Annotated in this window: 15 protein-coding genes; 9 read left to right on the top strand and 6 right to left on the bottom strand. The window is 40.2% G+C overall.

Annotated elements, in window-relative coordinates; all coding sequences use genetic code 11:
- Window position 1: 1 nt before the first annotated feature.
- From thiL to L5B90_RS00705, 5 genes are all read right to left on the bottom strand, one after another.
- Window positions 2–1027, bottom strand: coding sequence for a thiamine-phosphate kinase (gene thiL, locus L5B90_RS00725; protein WP_250363086.1), 1026 nt, complete (start codon window positions 1025–1027; stop codon window positions 2–4).
- A 21-nt stretch (window positions 1028–1048) separates the two neighbouring features.
- A complete protein-coding gene (gene nusB, locus L5B90_RS00720) occupies window positions 1049–1477 on the bottom strand; it encodes a transcription antitermination factor NusB (protein WP_250351684.1) in 429 nt (142 codons plus the stop codon).
- Between the two features lie 14 nt (window positions 1478–1491).
- On the bottom strand, window positions 1492–1965 hold the full coding sequence (gene ribH, locus L5B90_RS00715; RefSeq protein ID WP_250350158.1) for a 6,7-dimethyl-8-ribityllumazine synthase: 474 nt from the start codon (window positions 1963–1965) through the stop codon (window positions 1492–1494).
- A 399-nt stretch (window positions 1966–2364) separates the two neighbouring features.
- The gene (gene nagK, locus L5B90_RS00710) at window positions 2365–3279 is read right to left on the bottom strand and encodes an N-acetylglucosamine kinase (protein ID WP_265761865.1); all 915 of its coding nucleotides are present in this window, start codon (window positions 3277–3279) and stop codon (window positions 2365–2367) included.
- A 42-nt stretch (window positions 3280–3321) separates the two neighbouring features.
- Window positions 3322–4053: a phosphatase PAP2 family protein gene (locus L5B90_RS00705; protein ID WP_250363088.1), complete on the bottom strand. Its 732-nt coding sequence runs from the start codon at window positions 4051–4053 to the stop codon at window positions 3322–3324.
- Between the two features lie 70 nt (window positions 4054–4123).
- Between L5B90_RS00705 and ribA the strand changes: the two genes are divergently transcribed.
- The 9 genes from ribA (at window position 4124) to L5B90_RS00660 (ending at window position 13442) form a co-directional block, all read left to right on the top strand.
- On the top strand, window positions 4124–4780 hold the full coding sequence (ribA, locus tag L5B90_RS00700; RefSeq protein WP_250350155.1) for a GTP cyclohydrolase II: 657 nt from the start codon (window positions 4124–4126) through the stop codon (window positions 4778–4780).
- 4 nt (window positions 4781–4784) lie between these two features.
- Window positions 4785–4958: an antitoxin VbhA family protein gene (locus tag L5B90_RS00695; RefSeq protein WP_265761864.1), complete on the top strand. Its 174-nt coding sequence runs from the start codon at window positions 4785–4787 to the stop codon at window positions 4956–4958.
- Window positions 4959–4968: 10 nt separating this feature from the next.
- Complete coding sequence (locus L5B90_RS00690) at window positions 4969–5535, top strand: Fic/DOC family protein (RefSeq protein WP_265761863.1); 567 nt, start codon at window positions 4969–4971, stop codon at window positions 5533–5535.
- 151 nt (window positions 5536–5686) lie between these two features.
- The gene (gene accA, locus L5B90_RS00685) at window positions 5687–6640 is read left to right on the top strand and encodes an acetyl-CoA carboxylase carboxyl transferase subunit alpha (RefSeq protein ID WP_250363090.1); all 954 of its coding nucleotides are present in this window, start codon (window positions 5687–5689) and stop codon (window positions 6638–6640) included.
- Between the two features lie 81 nt (window positions 6641–6721).
- Window positions 6722–7582, top strand: a complete 861-nt coding sequence (gene pdxY / locus L5B90_RS00680) for a pyridoxal kinase PdxY (RefSeq protein ID WP_265761862.1) — start codon at window positions 6722–6724, stop codon at window positions 7580–7582.
- 14 nt (window positions 7583–7596) lie between these two features.
- Window positions 7597–8889: a tRNA lysidine(34) synthetase TilS gene (tilS, locus tag L5B90_RS00675; protein WP_265761861.1), complete on the top strand. Its 1293-nt coding sequence runs from the start codon at window positions 7597–7599 to the stop codon at window positions 8887–8889.
- A gap of 112 nt (window positions 8890–9001) precedes the next feature.
- Complete coding sequence (metH, locus tag L5B90_RS00670; protein WP_265761859.1) at window positions 9002–12691, top strand: methionine synthase; 3690 nt, start codon at window positions 9002–9004, stop codon at window positions 12689–12691.
- A gap of 90 nt (window positions 12692–12781) precedes the next feature.
- Window positions 12782–13141, top strand: coding sequence for a type II toxin-antitoxin system RelE/ParE family toxin (locus tag L5B90_RS00665; protein ID WP_250350148.1), 360 nt, complete (start codon window positions 12782–12784; stop codon window positions 13139–13141).
- Between the two features lies 1 nt (window position 13142).
- Window positions 13143–13442: a helix-turn-helix domain-containing protein gene (locus tag L5B90_RS00660; protein WP_250363094.1), complete on the top strand. Its 300-nt coding sequence runs from the start codon at window positions 13143–13145 to the stop codon at window positions 13440–13442.
- Between the two features lie 42 nt (window positions 13443–13484).
- Here the strand turns inward: L5B90_RS00660 and L5B90_RS00655 are convergent, their stop codons facing one another.
- The gene (locus L5B90_RS00655; RefSeq protein ID WP_250363095.1) at window positions 13485–14696 is read right to left on the bottom strand and encodes a PD-(D/E)XK nuclease family protein; all 1212 of its coding nucleotides are present in this window, start codon (window positions 14694–14696) and stop codon (window positions 13485–13487) included.
- Window position 14697 lies beyond the last annotated feature (1 nt).

Genomic DNA, 14697 nt, shown 5'->3' with positions numbered 1-14697 from the left:
TTTATTTAAAATGATCGAAACCTAAGCTCTGTGGGATTGCCACTTCTACGCCATGGCGTAGAAGTTGAATGGATTTTTTGTTAGCCGGACGCAAAGCGCGTAATTGTCCAATGCAAGTGTAATTCACGCCAATATGACTTAAGTGTTGATCTAATTTTGCACGCAAATCATCTGGCACAGTAAAACAGAGTTCATAATCTTCCCCCCCAGTTAAGGCAAATCGCTCCGCTTTAGTTAAACCAAACGTATTAATTAATGCTTTGGACAAAGGAAGTTTATCTACATTGATCACCGCACTACATTGACTACGCGCTAAAATATGCCCAAGATCAGCGATCAAACCATCAGAAATATCAATGGCTGAACTCGCAAGCGATGATACCGCCAATTCTAACCCAAGTAACACTCTTGGTGTGGGACGAAGATGACGCTTAATTAAATAATCCTGTTCAGAATTAGACAAATTTTGCACCGCACTTTGATTTCTCACCGCATTAGGCGAATTGAGTAATAATGATAACCCACCAGCACTATCACCAAGTGTACCTGATACATAAATCCAATCACCCACATTGGCACTATGGCGACATAATGCTTTCCCTTTGGGAATAATCCCTTGTGCGGTAATGCTAATCACGTGTAAAGCCCCTTTGGTGGTATCACCACCGATCAGATCAACATTATAATGATCAAGGATTTCAAAGAAACTTTGGCTAAATGCCTGTAACCACGAATGATTAATATGAGGGAGTGTTAATGCAAGAGAAAACCAAGCTGGTTCAGCGCCCATTGCCGCCAAATCACTCAAATTTGTTGCGACAGCTTTATAGGCAAGATCAGCGGGAGAGATAGAGGGCAGAAAATGGGTATTTTCTACCATCGTATCCGTTGTAATGGCAATACGTTGATTTTGCCGATGTTCAGTAATGGCACAATCATCGCCAATAGCCAGAATGACATCTTTACGAGAAGGGCGCTTAGAGGCTGTAAAATAACGCTTAATTAAGTCAAATTCACCTTCACTCATTACAACCCTTCCATGAAATAATTATTTACGTGATAACGCTGGGGCGACTTTATCCAATACCCCATTCACATAGCGGTGGCTGTCATCCGCACCAAAAACTTTTGCTACTTCAATCGCCTCATTAATCACCACTTTATAAGGCACATCTCGTTCAAATTTCAGCTCATACACGGCTAAACGCAAAATAGCACGCTCAATGGGATCTAATTCCTCAAGGCTACGATCCAAATAAGCCGTCATTGCGGCTTCCACCGTATCAATATTTTCGGCTGTTTGACGTAATAATTTGCGGAAATAAGGCATATCCACGCCTTGCATATCCTGTTCGGTAACAAAAGCTAATTCCACTTCATCAATAGGATTTTGTGAAATATCCCAAGAATATAATGCTTGCACAGCACATTCTCTTGCGCGACGACGTTGGCTTGGTTTCTTTACTTTATCATTCATCACAAATTCAGCCATTATGCGTTATCAATTTGAGCCAATAGATTCACCATCTCTAAAGCAACTAAAGCCGCTTCTGCACCTTTATTACCCGCTTTAGTGCCTGCACGTTCAATGGCTTGTTCAATATTTTCCGTTGTTAAAACACCAAACGCCACAGGGATCTCTGCCTGCATAGCCACTTGTCCTAGCCCACTGCTCGCTTCACCTGCAACATATTCAAAATGCGCTGTACCACCACGAATCACAGTACCTAATGCAACAATCGCATCATATTTTTTGCTTTCTGCTAAGCGACGAGCAACTAAAGGTAATTCATAAGCACCGGGAGCGCGCACTAAAGTGATATTATCATCTTTAACTTGCCCAATACGTTTTAACGCATCTAATGCACCTTCTAATAAACTTTCGTTGATAAAACTGTTAAAACGTGCAATTACCACCGCAACTTTCGCATTTGGTGCGGCAATCGTGCCTTCTAATACTTTCATAATCTATCCTATTGTTTAATGTTATGGGAAATAGGCGCGAATTTTATCATAAAAAATGGGATGCGGGGGTTTTGTTATGCGATATTTTCAGTTTTTAACTTCTTTAAGTACACAAACTTTATACCCAAATTTATATTCTTTTACACATAACTAAAAAGATTTCTTATCAATTCCGTTATATGATTACTTTGCACAAGTTCTCCCCCACTAATTGTCTCTTAATTCATTAAAAAATAAGGAAAACAATTAATTCTAAAGCGCTCTATTTAGTAATCTAGTATAGCTTCATTCCCCTCAAATACCCACATAGCTACTTGTATAAATGCCTTACATTAATCACTAAGTTATCTTCATTTTTATAGCCTAACACAATGATTAATCTAATACAGACCCGAAATATCAATGCGAAAGAAACAACGCTGCCGCCCCCCGTACGCCACCTGAATCGCCGTATTTGGCTTTTTTAATAGTAGGAACTTTTGCACTACGCAGTAGGTGTTTAGGTAGGGCTTTAGGTAGCGCTTCGTAGAGATAGTCAAAATTGGATAAACCACCGCCGAGTACGATTAAATGCGGGTCAAGAGCAGTGATGATATTGCCGATAGAAATGGCAGCAAGTTCCACGAACATTTCTACAAATGCTACCGCTCGTTGATCCTTCGCGTAAAAACGTTGGATAATTTCTTTGGCGGATAGGCTTTCTCCTTTTAGATCACGGTAGAGCATCTCAAAGCCTCGCCCTGAAAGATAGGTATCTAAGCAAGCGCGGTTGCCACAACCACACTCATAAATCGGGGCGTTATCCCAGCCAAGCAATTTTAAGGCGTGATAATTGAGTTGCATATGACCGAGTTCACCCGCCATACCAATTTGCCCTGAGTAAATTTTGCCGTCAACGACTAATCCACCGCCAAAGCCCGTGCCTAAGATTAACCCTAACACACTTGGGTAATGCTGATTTTCTTCCGCCCACGCTTCTGACAAGGCAAAACAATTGGCATCATTTTCTGCCCGTATTTCACGCTCTAAACGCTGGCTCAAATCACGTAAAATGGGCTTATTATCTGCCACGCGAATGTTGGTGATTTCCGCTAAACCTGTTTCGTGATTTACAAAACCCGGTAAGCCTAGCCCAACCGTGCCTTTTTCACCAAATTTTTCATCGGCTTTTTTCACTAAATTAACAAGGGTATCAAGCCATTGCTCATAGCTTTCTTTTGGCGTATCTACCCGTTCGGAGTAGTGTTTTTGCAATTTTTCATCGAATACGGCAAGTTCAATTTTTGTGCCACCAATATCAAATCCGTATAACATTTTTTACCTCAATAAAACAATTAAAAATCTGACCGCACTTTATTATTGTAAAGTGCGGTTGAAAATCGGTTTATTTTTGATCCAATCAAATAATCCGCAATGAAATACCCACGCGAGCAACACAGAAGCCAATAAATCAATGGGATAATGCATTCCTAAACGCAAACGGCTTATCAGCATTAATACTGCCCAAATGGTAATGCCAGTAGTGAGCCATTTCATTCCTTTATTATTCCGCCCTAGCAACTGCCCGAAGCCAACAGCAAGCATTAGCCAAGTGGCAGCAAAAATGCTATGCCCTGATGGGAAGGAGTACCCCGTTTCTTTACTGCGATGATGAACAAGATGAGGATTAATTTGAGGTTTATCTGCGTAATAATCCAATACGATTTGCGCTCGTACATTACGTGGCTGATCATAAAAATATTCTGGGCTGACGCTTGATTTTTCGGCTAATTGCACAATAAAAGGACGAGGCTCAGCAAAAACCGTTTTTAACGCAGATTTCACCCCTTGCGTAACTGCAACAGAAAGTGCCATTACGCTAATTACCGCAAGGGCTTGCTTTTTGTCTTTGATACAGAAAAAATATGCCAACGCAAACAAAGCACAGGTAATGATTGCGTAAGGTATGCTACCTGTTTCGGTTAAAAAATAGAGAAACGTATCAAAAGCGGTGTTATGTTCATCCCCTTGCCAGTGCCAGTTTGTTAGCCACGCAAAAAAAGGCACAAGGCAAAGCAATAAGGTATATAATGAAAGACGTTTTAACATTTTAATGACTCATAATAATAAAAACGTCATTTTAACATTATTCAATAAAAAAAGAATGAAGGATTTTGCTATGACAAAAATTCAACGGGTTACTGAAGCGAATTTACCCACCGAGTTTGGTTTATTCCGCATTGTGGGCTTTGAGTTTCCTGATACAAAAAAAGAACACGTTGCCTTAGTGATGGGCGATATTAGCAATCAAGATGAGCCTGTTTTGGCTCGTATTCACTCAGAATGTTTAACGGGCGATGCCCTACACAGCCTGAAATGTGATTGTGGCTTTCAGCTTGCCACTGCATTGCGTCAAATTAGTGAAGCAGGGCGTGGTGTGCTTATTTATCACCGTGAAGAAGGGCGAGGCATTGGCTTAATTAATAAGATTCGTGCTTATTCTTTACAAGATCAAGGAATGGATACCATTGAAGCGAATCTTGCCTTAGGATTTGCCGCAGACGAGCGTAACTTTGAAGTTTGTGCGGATATTTTTGATCTGCTTGGCGTAAAACAAGTCCGCCTACTCACCAATAATCCAAATAAAATTGATACGATGAAAAAAGCGGGAATCAACGTGGTAGAACGCGTACCGCTTAATGTGGGGGAAAATCGTTACAATACAGAATATCTTGACACTAAAGCCAAAAAAATGGGGCATTTTATTATTCACAACCACGAAAAGCACTTAATGACCTGCCCACATTGTCAGGAAGAAGTACCACGTAAGGAATAAAATAATGCATCATCTACAAGAACAACAGATTAGACAGCAAGCCTTACAATTTGCGATTGATAATAATCGGCTTGAAGGGCTATACCTTCCCCCAGAAATACTCCATTATTTTCAAAAATGGGTAATTGGTGAAATCACTATTGCAGAATTAAAAGTGAAAACGAATGAAGTATCGTAGCACTGATCCTATGCTAAATAAAAATGGCGTACTCATTAATAAGCTAAAAATCGAAACGCAAGAGGAACTAGATAAAAAAGAAGCTCAAATTACAGCGATTCAAACTGCGATATTATTGATTACACCTATGCAAGGGCAATTTGATATTACTCACCTAAAAGCCATTCATAAACATTTGTTTAATGAAATCTATTCTTGGGCAGGTGAAATTAGAAATATTAATATTTGCAAAGGTGATACAATGTTTGCAACAAGTTCAAGAATTGTTCCAGAGTTAGAAAAATTGTTTGATCAGCTAAAAAACGAACAATTTTTAAAAAGTACAGCTTCTGAAAAAATCCCAGCAAGATTGGCTTATTATTTAGGGGAAATAAATGCGATACACCCTTTCCGTGAGGGAAATGGTCAAACACAACGATTATTCATTCATCAATTAGCTAAAACCCTAGGCTTTTACTTAAATTTTGAACAAGTAAGTGAAGATGAAATGATTCAAGCGTCTATTTTATCGCATAAATGCGATTACAGTGCTTTAGAAAAAATTATTAAGCAGGGATTAACCCCCATTCCCAAATAATAAAAAAGATTTTAACAAGTCGTCTAACCAGCTAACTGCAAAAAACACTACTTTTTTTGCAAAAAACGCATAAAATATTGGGTATATTTGCACGCTAAGTAAAATATTGCTAAAGTGCTTACTAATTTTGCCGAAAAACTAGGAATAACAAATGAGCCAAGAATACTTAGATTTTGAACTCCCGATTGCTGAACTTGAAGCGAAAATTGAATCGTTACGCGCAGTCGCGGGACAAGACAGTGAAATCAATCTTGATGATGAAATTGCTCGCTTACAGAAAAAAAGCGAAGAATTAACCAAAAAAACATTTGCGAATTTAGATGCGTGGCAAGTTTCCCGTATGGCTCGCCACCCGAATCGCCCTTATACATTAGACTATATTGAACATATTTTCACTGAATTTGAAGAATTAGCAGGCGATCGCGCCTTTGCTGATGATAAAGCGATTGTAGGTGGTTTAGCTCGTCTAGACGGCAAACCGGTTATGGTGATAGGTCATCAGAAAGGTCGTAGCGTAAAAGATAAAGTAAAACGTAATTTTGGTATGCCTGCCCCTGAAGGTTATCGCAAAGCCTTACGTTTAATGGAAATGGCAGAGCGTTTTAAACTCCCTATTATCACGTTTATTGATACACCCGGTGCATACCCCGGCGTAGGGGCAGAAGAACGTGGGCAATCGGAAGCGATTGCTCGCAACTTGCGTGAAATGTCTATGCTAAAAGTGCCGATTATTTGTACTGTCATTGGTGAAGGCGGTTCAGGCGGTGCGTTAGCCATTGGTGTGGGGGATAAAGTAAATATGTTGCAATACAGTACTTATTCCGTGATCTCCCCTGAAGGCTGTGCTTCTATCCTATGGAAAAGTGCCGAAAAAGCCTCTACTGCCGCAGAAGTAATGGGCTTAACCGCGGATCGTCTGCAAAAATTATCACTGATTGATAATATTATCCCTGAACCATTGGGCGGTGCGCATCGCAATTATGAGCAAATGGCACAAAATCTGAAACAACGTTTACTTGATGATTTAGCCGACTTAGAAATTCTTGATTCCGACACCTTGCTAGAGCGTCGTTACCAACGCTTAATGAGTTACGGTTATTGCTAAAATAAAAAATGTGCGGTTTTTTAACCGCACTTTTACTTTCTCGCATTTTTAGAATTTAAAAAGCACAATAAGGATAGCAAAATGAAACACCTTCTTTCTATTCAATCTCACGTTGTTTATGGCTATGCTGGTAATAAATCTGCCACCTTCCCGATGCAGTTACTCGGTATTGATGTGTGGGCGTTAAACACCGTTCAATTTTCTAATCATACACAATATGGTCAATGGACTGGAATGGTAATGCCACAAGAACAAATTGGTGAAATTGTGCAAGGCATTGATAATATTGGTGAATTAAACAAATGCGATGCGGTGATTTCAGGTTATATCGGTGCGGCTGAGCAAGTGGAAGAAATCATTAATGCCGTACAAAAAGTCAAAGCACGCAATCCAAATGCGATTTATTTATGCGATCCCGTGATGGGACATCCTGACAAAGGCTGTATCGTGGCAGATGGGGTGAAAGAAAATCTTATCAATCTGGCTATGGCACAAGCGGATATTATCACCCCGAATTTGGTTGAATTGCGTGAGTTGAGTGGTTTGCCTGTAGAAAATTTTACCCAAGCCATTGAAGCAGTAAACCTGATTTTAACGAAAGGGCCGAAAAAAGTCTTGGTAAAACATTTAAGTAAGGTGGGACAAGATCCAAGCCAATTTGAAATGTTATTCGCGAATGAACAAGGCATTTGGCATATTAGTCGCCCACTTCACCAATTCAAAAAAGAGCCTGTTGGTGTTGGTGATTTAACTGCAGGGCTATTTATGGCGAATTTACTCAACGGCAAAAGCGATGTGGAAGCCTTTGAGCATACGGCGAATGCCGTCAATGATGTAATGACCGTTACACAACAGCAGGATAATTATGAGCTGCAAATTGTGGCAGCACGTGAACAAATTGTTCGCCCAGTAAGCCAATTTAAAGCCATTAAAATCGCGTAATACCCCTCCCTGCTATGACGCTAATTGAGCAAGTTCAACAGCAATTACAACGCCAGCCTAACACGCATTTTCTTATTGCATTAAGCGGTGGGCTGGATTCCACCGTATTACTTGCTCTGTTAGCAAAATTACGCGAAAACCAACCGCACTTAGCGTTGCGCGCCATCCATATTCATCACCGATTAAGCCCTAATGCCGATGATTGGGTTCGCCACTGCCAGCAGCTTTGCCAACAATTTTCCATTCCACTGATCATCGAAAAAGTGCAACTTGTTCAAGGAATGGGCATTGAAGCAGCCGCCCGCCAAGCACGCTATCAAGCCATTGCGCGTCATATTAAAACACAAGAAATGTTACTCACCGCACATCATCAACAAGATCAAACGGAAACCTTTTTTCTTGCCTTAAAACGTGGCAGTGGCGTAAGTGGTTTATCTGCAATGAAAGCACAAAGTGCGGTATTTAATCTGCGTATTTTTCGCCCTCTACTCGACTTTTCACGCCAACAACTTTGGCAATATGCCATAGAAAATCAGTTATCTTGGATTGAAGATGAAAGCAATCAAGATAACCAGTACGAACGCAATTTCTTACGTAATGAAATCTTACCGAAATTGCGTGAACGCTGGGCAAATTTCGATCAAGCGGTACAACGCAGTGCCACTCATTGTGCGCAGCAGCAACAACTTTTAACAGAATTATTACAGCCTGAACTAGAAAAATATGCCAATAAAACGCACCGCACTTTTGATTTGACGGATTTCTCCCAATGGTCTGTATTGAAACAAAACGCCCTGCTCCGCTTATGGTTGGAAACCTTACAACAGCCTATGCCTTCTACCAAGCAGTTAGAACAACTGATTCAAGATGTGATTCTGGCTCAATCGGATCGTAATCCACAATTTCAACTGGGAGATAAAATGCTCCGCCGCTATCAACAGCGTCTGTATTTAACGGAAATCTTTGCCGATCTGCGCCAAATTCACATTCCTGTGATCTTAAACCAGCCCCTTGCACTGCCCGATCAATTGGGAACAATTTGTTTTAGCCAAACAGAATCAGCCATTCAAGTTCAGTGGCAAAATCAAATTTATTTCCTCCCACTGACAAATTTACCGATCTCCATTCGTTTTGCTTATTCGGGCAAAGTTCGCAATGCACAAGGCATTCATCAGGACATTAAAAAATTGTGGCAAGCGCATAATGTACCTGTTTGGCAACGCCAACGTACCCCACTCATTTTCTATGGGGAAAATTTTCAAAGTGCGGTAGGATTTTTTCAAAATTTTGTGCCTGCAAGCACATAAAACTTGTACAAGTTTACCCGACACATTTTCCCGCATAAAGATAAGGTTTGACACAACCCCACCTTATTTCTATTATGCCTGTTATATTTATTAAACGCTAAGCTGTAACAAAATGAAACAACATCCTTCTTTTTCTCTTATTTCACAAGCCCTTAAAGATCGCATTCTTATTTTAGATGGTGCGATGGGAACAATGATTCAACAATATAAACTCACCGAAGCAGATTTTCGTGGTGAACGTTTTAAAGATAGCCGGATCGATTTACGCGGAAATAATGATTTACTTACCCTTACCCAACCTTTGGTGATTCAAGCTATTCACGAAAAATATCTTGCCGCTGGCGCAGATATTATTGAAACCAACACCTTTTCCGCCACTACCATTGCACAAGCGGATTATGCCCTTGAAAGTATCGCTTATGAGCTAAATTTTGCTGGCGCGAAATTGGCTCGTTTAGCGGCGGATAAATATAGCACGCCAGAAAAGCCCCGTTTTGTGGCTGGCGTGCTTGGGCCAACTAACCGCACGGCGTCTATTTCACCGAATGTCAATGATCCGGCTTACCGCAATATCACCTTTATGCAATTAGTGGATGCCTATGCAGAAGCAACCAAAGGCTTAATTGAAGGGGGCGCGGATTTGATTATGATCGAAACGATTTTCGACACCCTCAATGCCAAAGCCGCCGCCTTTGCGATTGATCAAGTGTTTGAAGAACTTGAGATCAAATTACCTATTATGATTTCTGGCACGATTACCGATGCCTCAGGACGTACGCTCTCAGGGCAAACCACCGAAGCATTTTATAACTCGCTTCGCCACGTAAAACCGCTTTCTTTCGGCTTAAACTGTGCATTAGGCCCAAAAGAATTGCGTCAATATGTGGAAGTGATGTCTAAAATCAGTGAAACCTATGTGTCTGTTCACCCTAATGCAGGGTTGCCAAATGCCTTTGGGGGTTACGACTTAGGTGCAGAGGAAATGGCTAGCTACATTCAAGAATGGGCAGAAAATGGTTGGCTTAATATTGTCGGAGGCTGTTGTGGAACAACGCCAGAACATATCCTCGCCATTGCCAATGTCGTCAAAAATGTGCCACCAAGAGCCTTGCCTGATTTACCGGTGGCAATGCGTTTATCTGGCTTAGAGCCGCTAAACATTGATGAAAACAGCCTCTTTGTAAACGTAGGCGAACGCAATAATGTGACGGGTTCTGCAAAATTTAAAAAATTAATTAAAGAAGAACGCTATGCTGAAGCCATTGAGATTGCCATTGACCAAGTGGAAAATGGCGCTCAAGTGATCGATGTCAATATGGATGAAGCATTACTCGACAGTGAAAAATGTATGGTTCAATTCCTTAATATTATGGCGACTGAACCCGATGCAGCCAAAGTGCCAGTGATGATCGATTCGTCCAAATGGGAAGTCATTGAAGCCGGTTTGCAATCTATTCAAGGCAAGGGGATTGTCAATTCCATTTCCCTTAAAGAAGGTAAAGAGAAATTTGTCGCACAAGCCAAACTGATTCGTCGTTATGGCGCTGCTGCGGTGGTGATGGCGTTTGATGAAGTCGGACAAGCAGACACAGAAGAACGTAAAGTGGAAATCTGTACCCGTGCTTACCATATTTTGGTTGATGAAGTGGGCTTTCCTCCTGAAGATATTATTTTTGACCCAAATATCTTTGCAATCGGCACAGGGATTGAAGAACACAATAACTATGGCGTCGATTTTATTAACGCCACAGGGCGAATTAAACGCGCACTCCCCCACGCAAAAATTTCTGGGGGCGTATCCAATGTTTCCTTCTCGTTCCGTGGTAACAATCCAATGCGTGAAGCTATTCACGCGGTTTTCCTTTACCACGCGATCAAACAAGGTATGGATATGGGGATCGTCAATGCGGGTCAATTAGCAATTTATGATGATCTTGATCCCGAATTGCGTGAAATTGTGGAAGATGCCGTACTCAATCGCCGAGCTGATGCCACCGATCGCCTACTAGATATTGCCGACAAATACAAAGGAGTAGCCAGTGAAAATAACGATAATGGTGTGGCTGAATGGCGTACTTGGTCTGTGGAAGAACGCCTAAAACACGCGTTAGTAAAAGGGATCACCAGCCATATTATTGAAGACACGGAAGAAGCGCGTTTGCAATTTAGCTCCCCATTGGAAGTGATCGAAGGCCCATTAATGGCAGGAATGGACGTGGTGGGGGATCTATTCGGAGACGGCAAAATGTTCCTACCACAAGTGGTAAAATCCGCACGCGTGATGAAACAATCCGTCGCTTATTTAGAACCTTTTATTAACGCGACCAAACAGCAAGGTGTCTCAAGCGGAAAAGTCGTCATCGCTACGGTAAAAGGGGACGTTCACGACATCGGCAAAAACATTGTGAGTGTCGTATTGCAATGTAATAATTTTGAAGTGATCGATCTCGGCGTAATGGTGCCGGCGGATAAAATCATTGAAACAGCAATCAACGAAAACGCCGATATTATTGGATTGAGTGGGTTAATCACACCGTCTTTAGATGAAATGGAATACTTCTTAGGCGAAATGAACCGCCTAGGCTTGAGCTTACCGGTGATTATCGGTGGTGCAACCACCTCCAAAGAACATACTGCAATCAAACTCTATCCAAAATACAAGCACGAAGTGATCTACACCACCAACGCGTCCCGCGCAGTAACGGTTTGTGCTGCCTTGATGAACCCAGAAAGCAAAGCGGAACTTTGGCAACGTACCAAACAAGAATACGGAAAAATTCAGCACAGTTTTGCCAACCGTAAACCATTACGCCAACAGCTCCCAATTGAACAGGCACGCGCTAACGCGTTCCCTGCGTTTTCTGGCGAATGGGCGGATTATCAAATACCACAACCAAAACAAACTGGCATTATCGAATACAAAAATGTGCCAATTTCAACCTTACGTCAATTTATTGACTGGTCGCCATTTTTCCGTTTATGGGGATTAATGGGTGGCTATCCTGATGCCTTTGATTATCCTGAAGGCGGCGAGGAAGCACGCAAAGTCTATAATGATGCCCAACAAATGCTCGATGAATTTGAACAAAATGGCAAGCTCAAGCCAAGTGGTATTATGGGGATTTTCCCTGCTTATCGTAAAGGCGATGATATTGAAATTTATCAACATTCTGACCGCACTTCTGTTGCAGGTATTGCACACCATTTACGACAACAAAGTGAACGCGGAAAAAATAGCAAAAGCCCCTATAATTTTGCTTTAAGTGATTTTATCGCCGATCGCGAAAGTGGACAGCAAGATTGGCTCGGAATGTTCGCCGTCTGTGCTGGTATTGAAGAACACGACTTAGTGGATAGCTTCAAAGCCGCAGGTGATGATTACAATGCGATTTTACTACAAGCAATAGGTGATCGTTTAGCTGAAGCAATGGCAGAATACTTACACTTTGAGCTTCGCACTAAGGTATGGGGCTATTCCAATGAAACCTTCAATAATGAAAATCTCATTGCAGAAAATTATATCGGCATTCGCCCCGCCCCGGGTTATCCAAGTTGCCCAGAACATACAGAAAAACAATTGATTTGGGATCTCCTTGAAGTGGAACAACGCATTGGAATGAAGCTCACTGAAAGCTACGCAATGTGGCCTGCTGCCAGTGTTTGTGGTTGGTACTTCACTCACCCAGCCAGCAACTATTTCACCCTAGGTCGCATTGATGAAGATCAAGCGCTAGACTACGCCAAACGCAAAGGCTGGAACGAAAAAGAAATGCACAAATGGCTTGGGGTTTCGATGAAGTAATAAAGGTTTTATTTTTCACATAGCCTTTGACAGCATAGAATAATAAGCTATAATTTATATTATAACTTATAGCTTATAAAAGGTAGGTAAATGACTAAACCACAGCACTGGAACGTTATATTAACGGATAATTTTGTTGCTTGGTTGAAACAGCAAAACAATGCTATTCAAGAAGATGTTACCGCTGCACTTTTACTTTTAAAAACGGTTGGCCCCGAACTTTCTCGTCCTTATGCCGATACACTGAAAGGTTCGCAATACCCAAATATGAAAGAGCTACGCATTCAACATCAAGGCAAGCCCTTAAGAGCACTTTTTGCTTTTGATCCCTTGCGTCAAGCTATTATTTTATGTGCAGGTGATAAAAGCAACGATAAACAGTTCTATAAGAGAATGATCAAACAAGCTGACGCTGAATTTAGCGCTTATTTAAGAACACTGGAGAAGTGAAATGAAAACTTTAGAACAACTTTTAGATGAGTTTTCTCCTGAAGCTCGCCAAAGAATTGAGCAAAAAGCAGAAGAATTAATGCTTGAATCAGGATTATCTAGCATTCGTCAAGAAATGGAAATCTCTCAAAAACAGCTGGCCGATGCCCTTGGTATTTCACAACCTGCTGTTGCACAAATCGAACAGCGAGGCAATGAATTACGCCTTTCTACGCTTAAACGCTATGTAGAGACAATGGGCGGAAAACTCAGCCTTGCTATTGATATGCCTATGGGAGAAACTCGGATTTTTAAAATTTAATTTTTTATAACAAAAATGCGGTGAAAAATCACCGCACTTTTTCTATTTATTAACAAACGTTTCTAATTCTTCTAAATGCTTATTAGCTATCTTGATAAAGGGTTTTAATAACTCAAAAATCTCTTCTGCTAATCGACCAGTGATAACTTTCTTCCAAATTTTTCCGTCCCAATTTCTTAAGTTTCCATTGCAATATTGCCATTGTATCCACCATTTAGCTTGTTCAAATCCTTCTAATTTAAACATTTCTTCTAGTCTTTGGTAATTTTCCTGTGAGATATTATCTTTATTAGCCCAAAATCCATAATATACATTATGGTATTTTTTATTATCATTTGCGATACCTATACTCCAAGAATACTTTTTATCTTCTTTATCAAGGAAAATACCTTCTTTATGTATATTATAAAAATGCCAGTTATATTTAATCATTCTCGGATATTCTTCTTTAAGCTTATTCTGAAGTTGCTGAACCAAGCTATCTTCTAATTTTTTATAAATATTATCTGATAAATCCAATAACGTTGTTGCTGCTTCAATCCAATTAGCTTTTTTAACTAACTCATCTAATAATTGATCATTTTCTTTATTTTCTTTCTTTTCATTCATAATATCTTCTTTTAAAAATTGTATAAAACTCTGACAAAAAGCCCAGATATTTGGAGCGACTATTGGCGTTTGCTCTAGCCACTTAATCAGATCTTCTGCACCAATAACTTTTGCTTGATTATCTTGAATTAATTTATTCCATCTATCTGTATCAATAGATTGTTCACTAGGCGGTTTCTTAAAAGGGGATAAATAGATCAAACAACAAAAATTAGGGTTATAACTAGTAATATTTTCCCAATAATCTTCTAATTGGTTATTTTGATCGACTGCATATCTTAACTTATTTTCAATAGAAATAATCCATTGGCATTTATTATGTAAAAAACCTTTAATAAAAATATCATGTCGTCCTCGTTCTGAAGTTACTTTTTCACAAGTTACCGATACGTTGTTATAAGACAAATATTCTGGCAGGTTTAAATATTTTAATAAACTATTTAAAAATAAGTCTTGTTGTCCGTGATTTTGGCTAGGATCAAGTAAGAACGCAATGATTTCAGATAAACCATTTTCATTAGTTCTTATAAATTGAAAAGGGCTAAAACGGCTCGCATCATATAACTCTGTTTTAGCATTTTCACGCTGAAAAAAAGCGAGTGTTTCATAAATTTCATCTAAGGATTTAAGTGGTTCACTTGTCATT

Origin of the sequence: Avibacterium sp. 20-129, assembly GCF_026226845.1 — a bacterium.
Lineage (GTDB): Bacteria > Pseudomonadota > Gammaproteobacteria > Enterobacterales > Pasteurellaceae > Avibacterium.
Note: the sequence above shows the minus strand (reverse complement) of the source record. Positions and strands in the feature narration are given on the sequence as shown.

What these genes read in the sequence shown, in the direction of transcription:
- thiL (WP_250363086.1), bottom strand. Translation starts at nt 1,027, where the DNA reads ATGAGTGAAGGTGAATTTGACTTAATTAAGCGTTATTTTACAGCCTCT.
- nusB (WP_250351684.1), bottom strand. Translation starts at nt 1,477, where the DNA reads ATGAATGATAAAGTAAAGAAACCAAGCCAACGTCGTCGCGCAAGAGAA.
- ribH (WP_250350158.1), bottom strand. Translation starts at nt 1,965, where the DNA reads ATGAAAGTATTAGAAGGCACGATTGCCGCACCAAATGCGAAAGTTGCG.
- nagK (WP_265761865.1), bottom strand. Translation starts at nt 3,279, where the DNA reads ATGTTATACGGATTTGATATTGGTGGCACAAAAATTGAACTTGCCGTA.
- L5B90_RS00705 (WP_250363088.1), bottom strand. Translation starts at nt 4,053, where the DNA reads ATGTTAAAACGTCTTTCATTATATACCTTATTGCTTTGCCTTGTGCCT.
- ribA (WP_250350155.1), top strand. Translation starts at nt 4,124, where the DNA reads ATGACAAAAATTCAACGGGTTACTGAAGCGAATTTACCCACCGAGTTT.
- L5B90_RS00695 (WP_265761864.1), top strand. Translation starts at nt 4,785, where the DNA reads ATGCATCATCTACAAGAACAACAGATTAGACAGCAAGCCTTACAATTT.
- L5B90_RS00690 (WP_265761863.1), top strand. Translation starts at nt 4,969, where the DNA reads ATGCTAAATAAAAATGGCGTACTCATTAATAAGCTAAAAATCGAAACG.
- accA (WP_250363090.1), top strand. Translation starts at nt 5,687, where the DNA reads ATGAGCCAAGAATACTTAGATTTTGAACTCCCGATTGCTGAACTTGAA.
- pdxY (WP_265761862.1), top strand. Translation starts at nt 6,722, where the DNA reads ATGAAACACCTTCTTTCTATTCAATCTCACGTTGTTTATGGCTATGCT.
- tilS (WP_265761861.1), top strand. Translation starts at nt 7,597, where the DNA reads ATGACGCTAATTGAGCAAGTTCAACAGCAATTACAACGCCAGCCTAAC.
- metH (WP_265761859.1), top strand. Translation starts at nt 9,002, where the DNA reads ATGAAACAACATCCTTCTTTTTCTCTTATTTCACAAGCCCTTAAAGAT.
- L5B90_RS00665 (WP_250350148.1), top strand. Translation starts at nt 12,782, where the DNA reads ATGACTAAACCACAGCACTGGAACGTTATATTAACGGATAATTTTGTT.
- L5B90_RS00660 (WP_250363094.1), top strand. Translation starts at nt 13,143, where the DNA reads ATGAAAACTTTAGAACAACTTTTAGATGAGTTTTCTCCTGAAGCTCGC.
- L5B90_RS00655 (WP_250363095.1), bottom strand. Translation starts at nt 14,696, where the DNA reads ATGACAAGTGAACCACTTAAATCCTTAGATGAAATTTATGAAACACTC.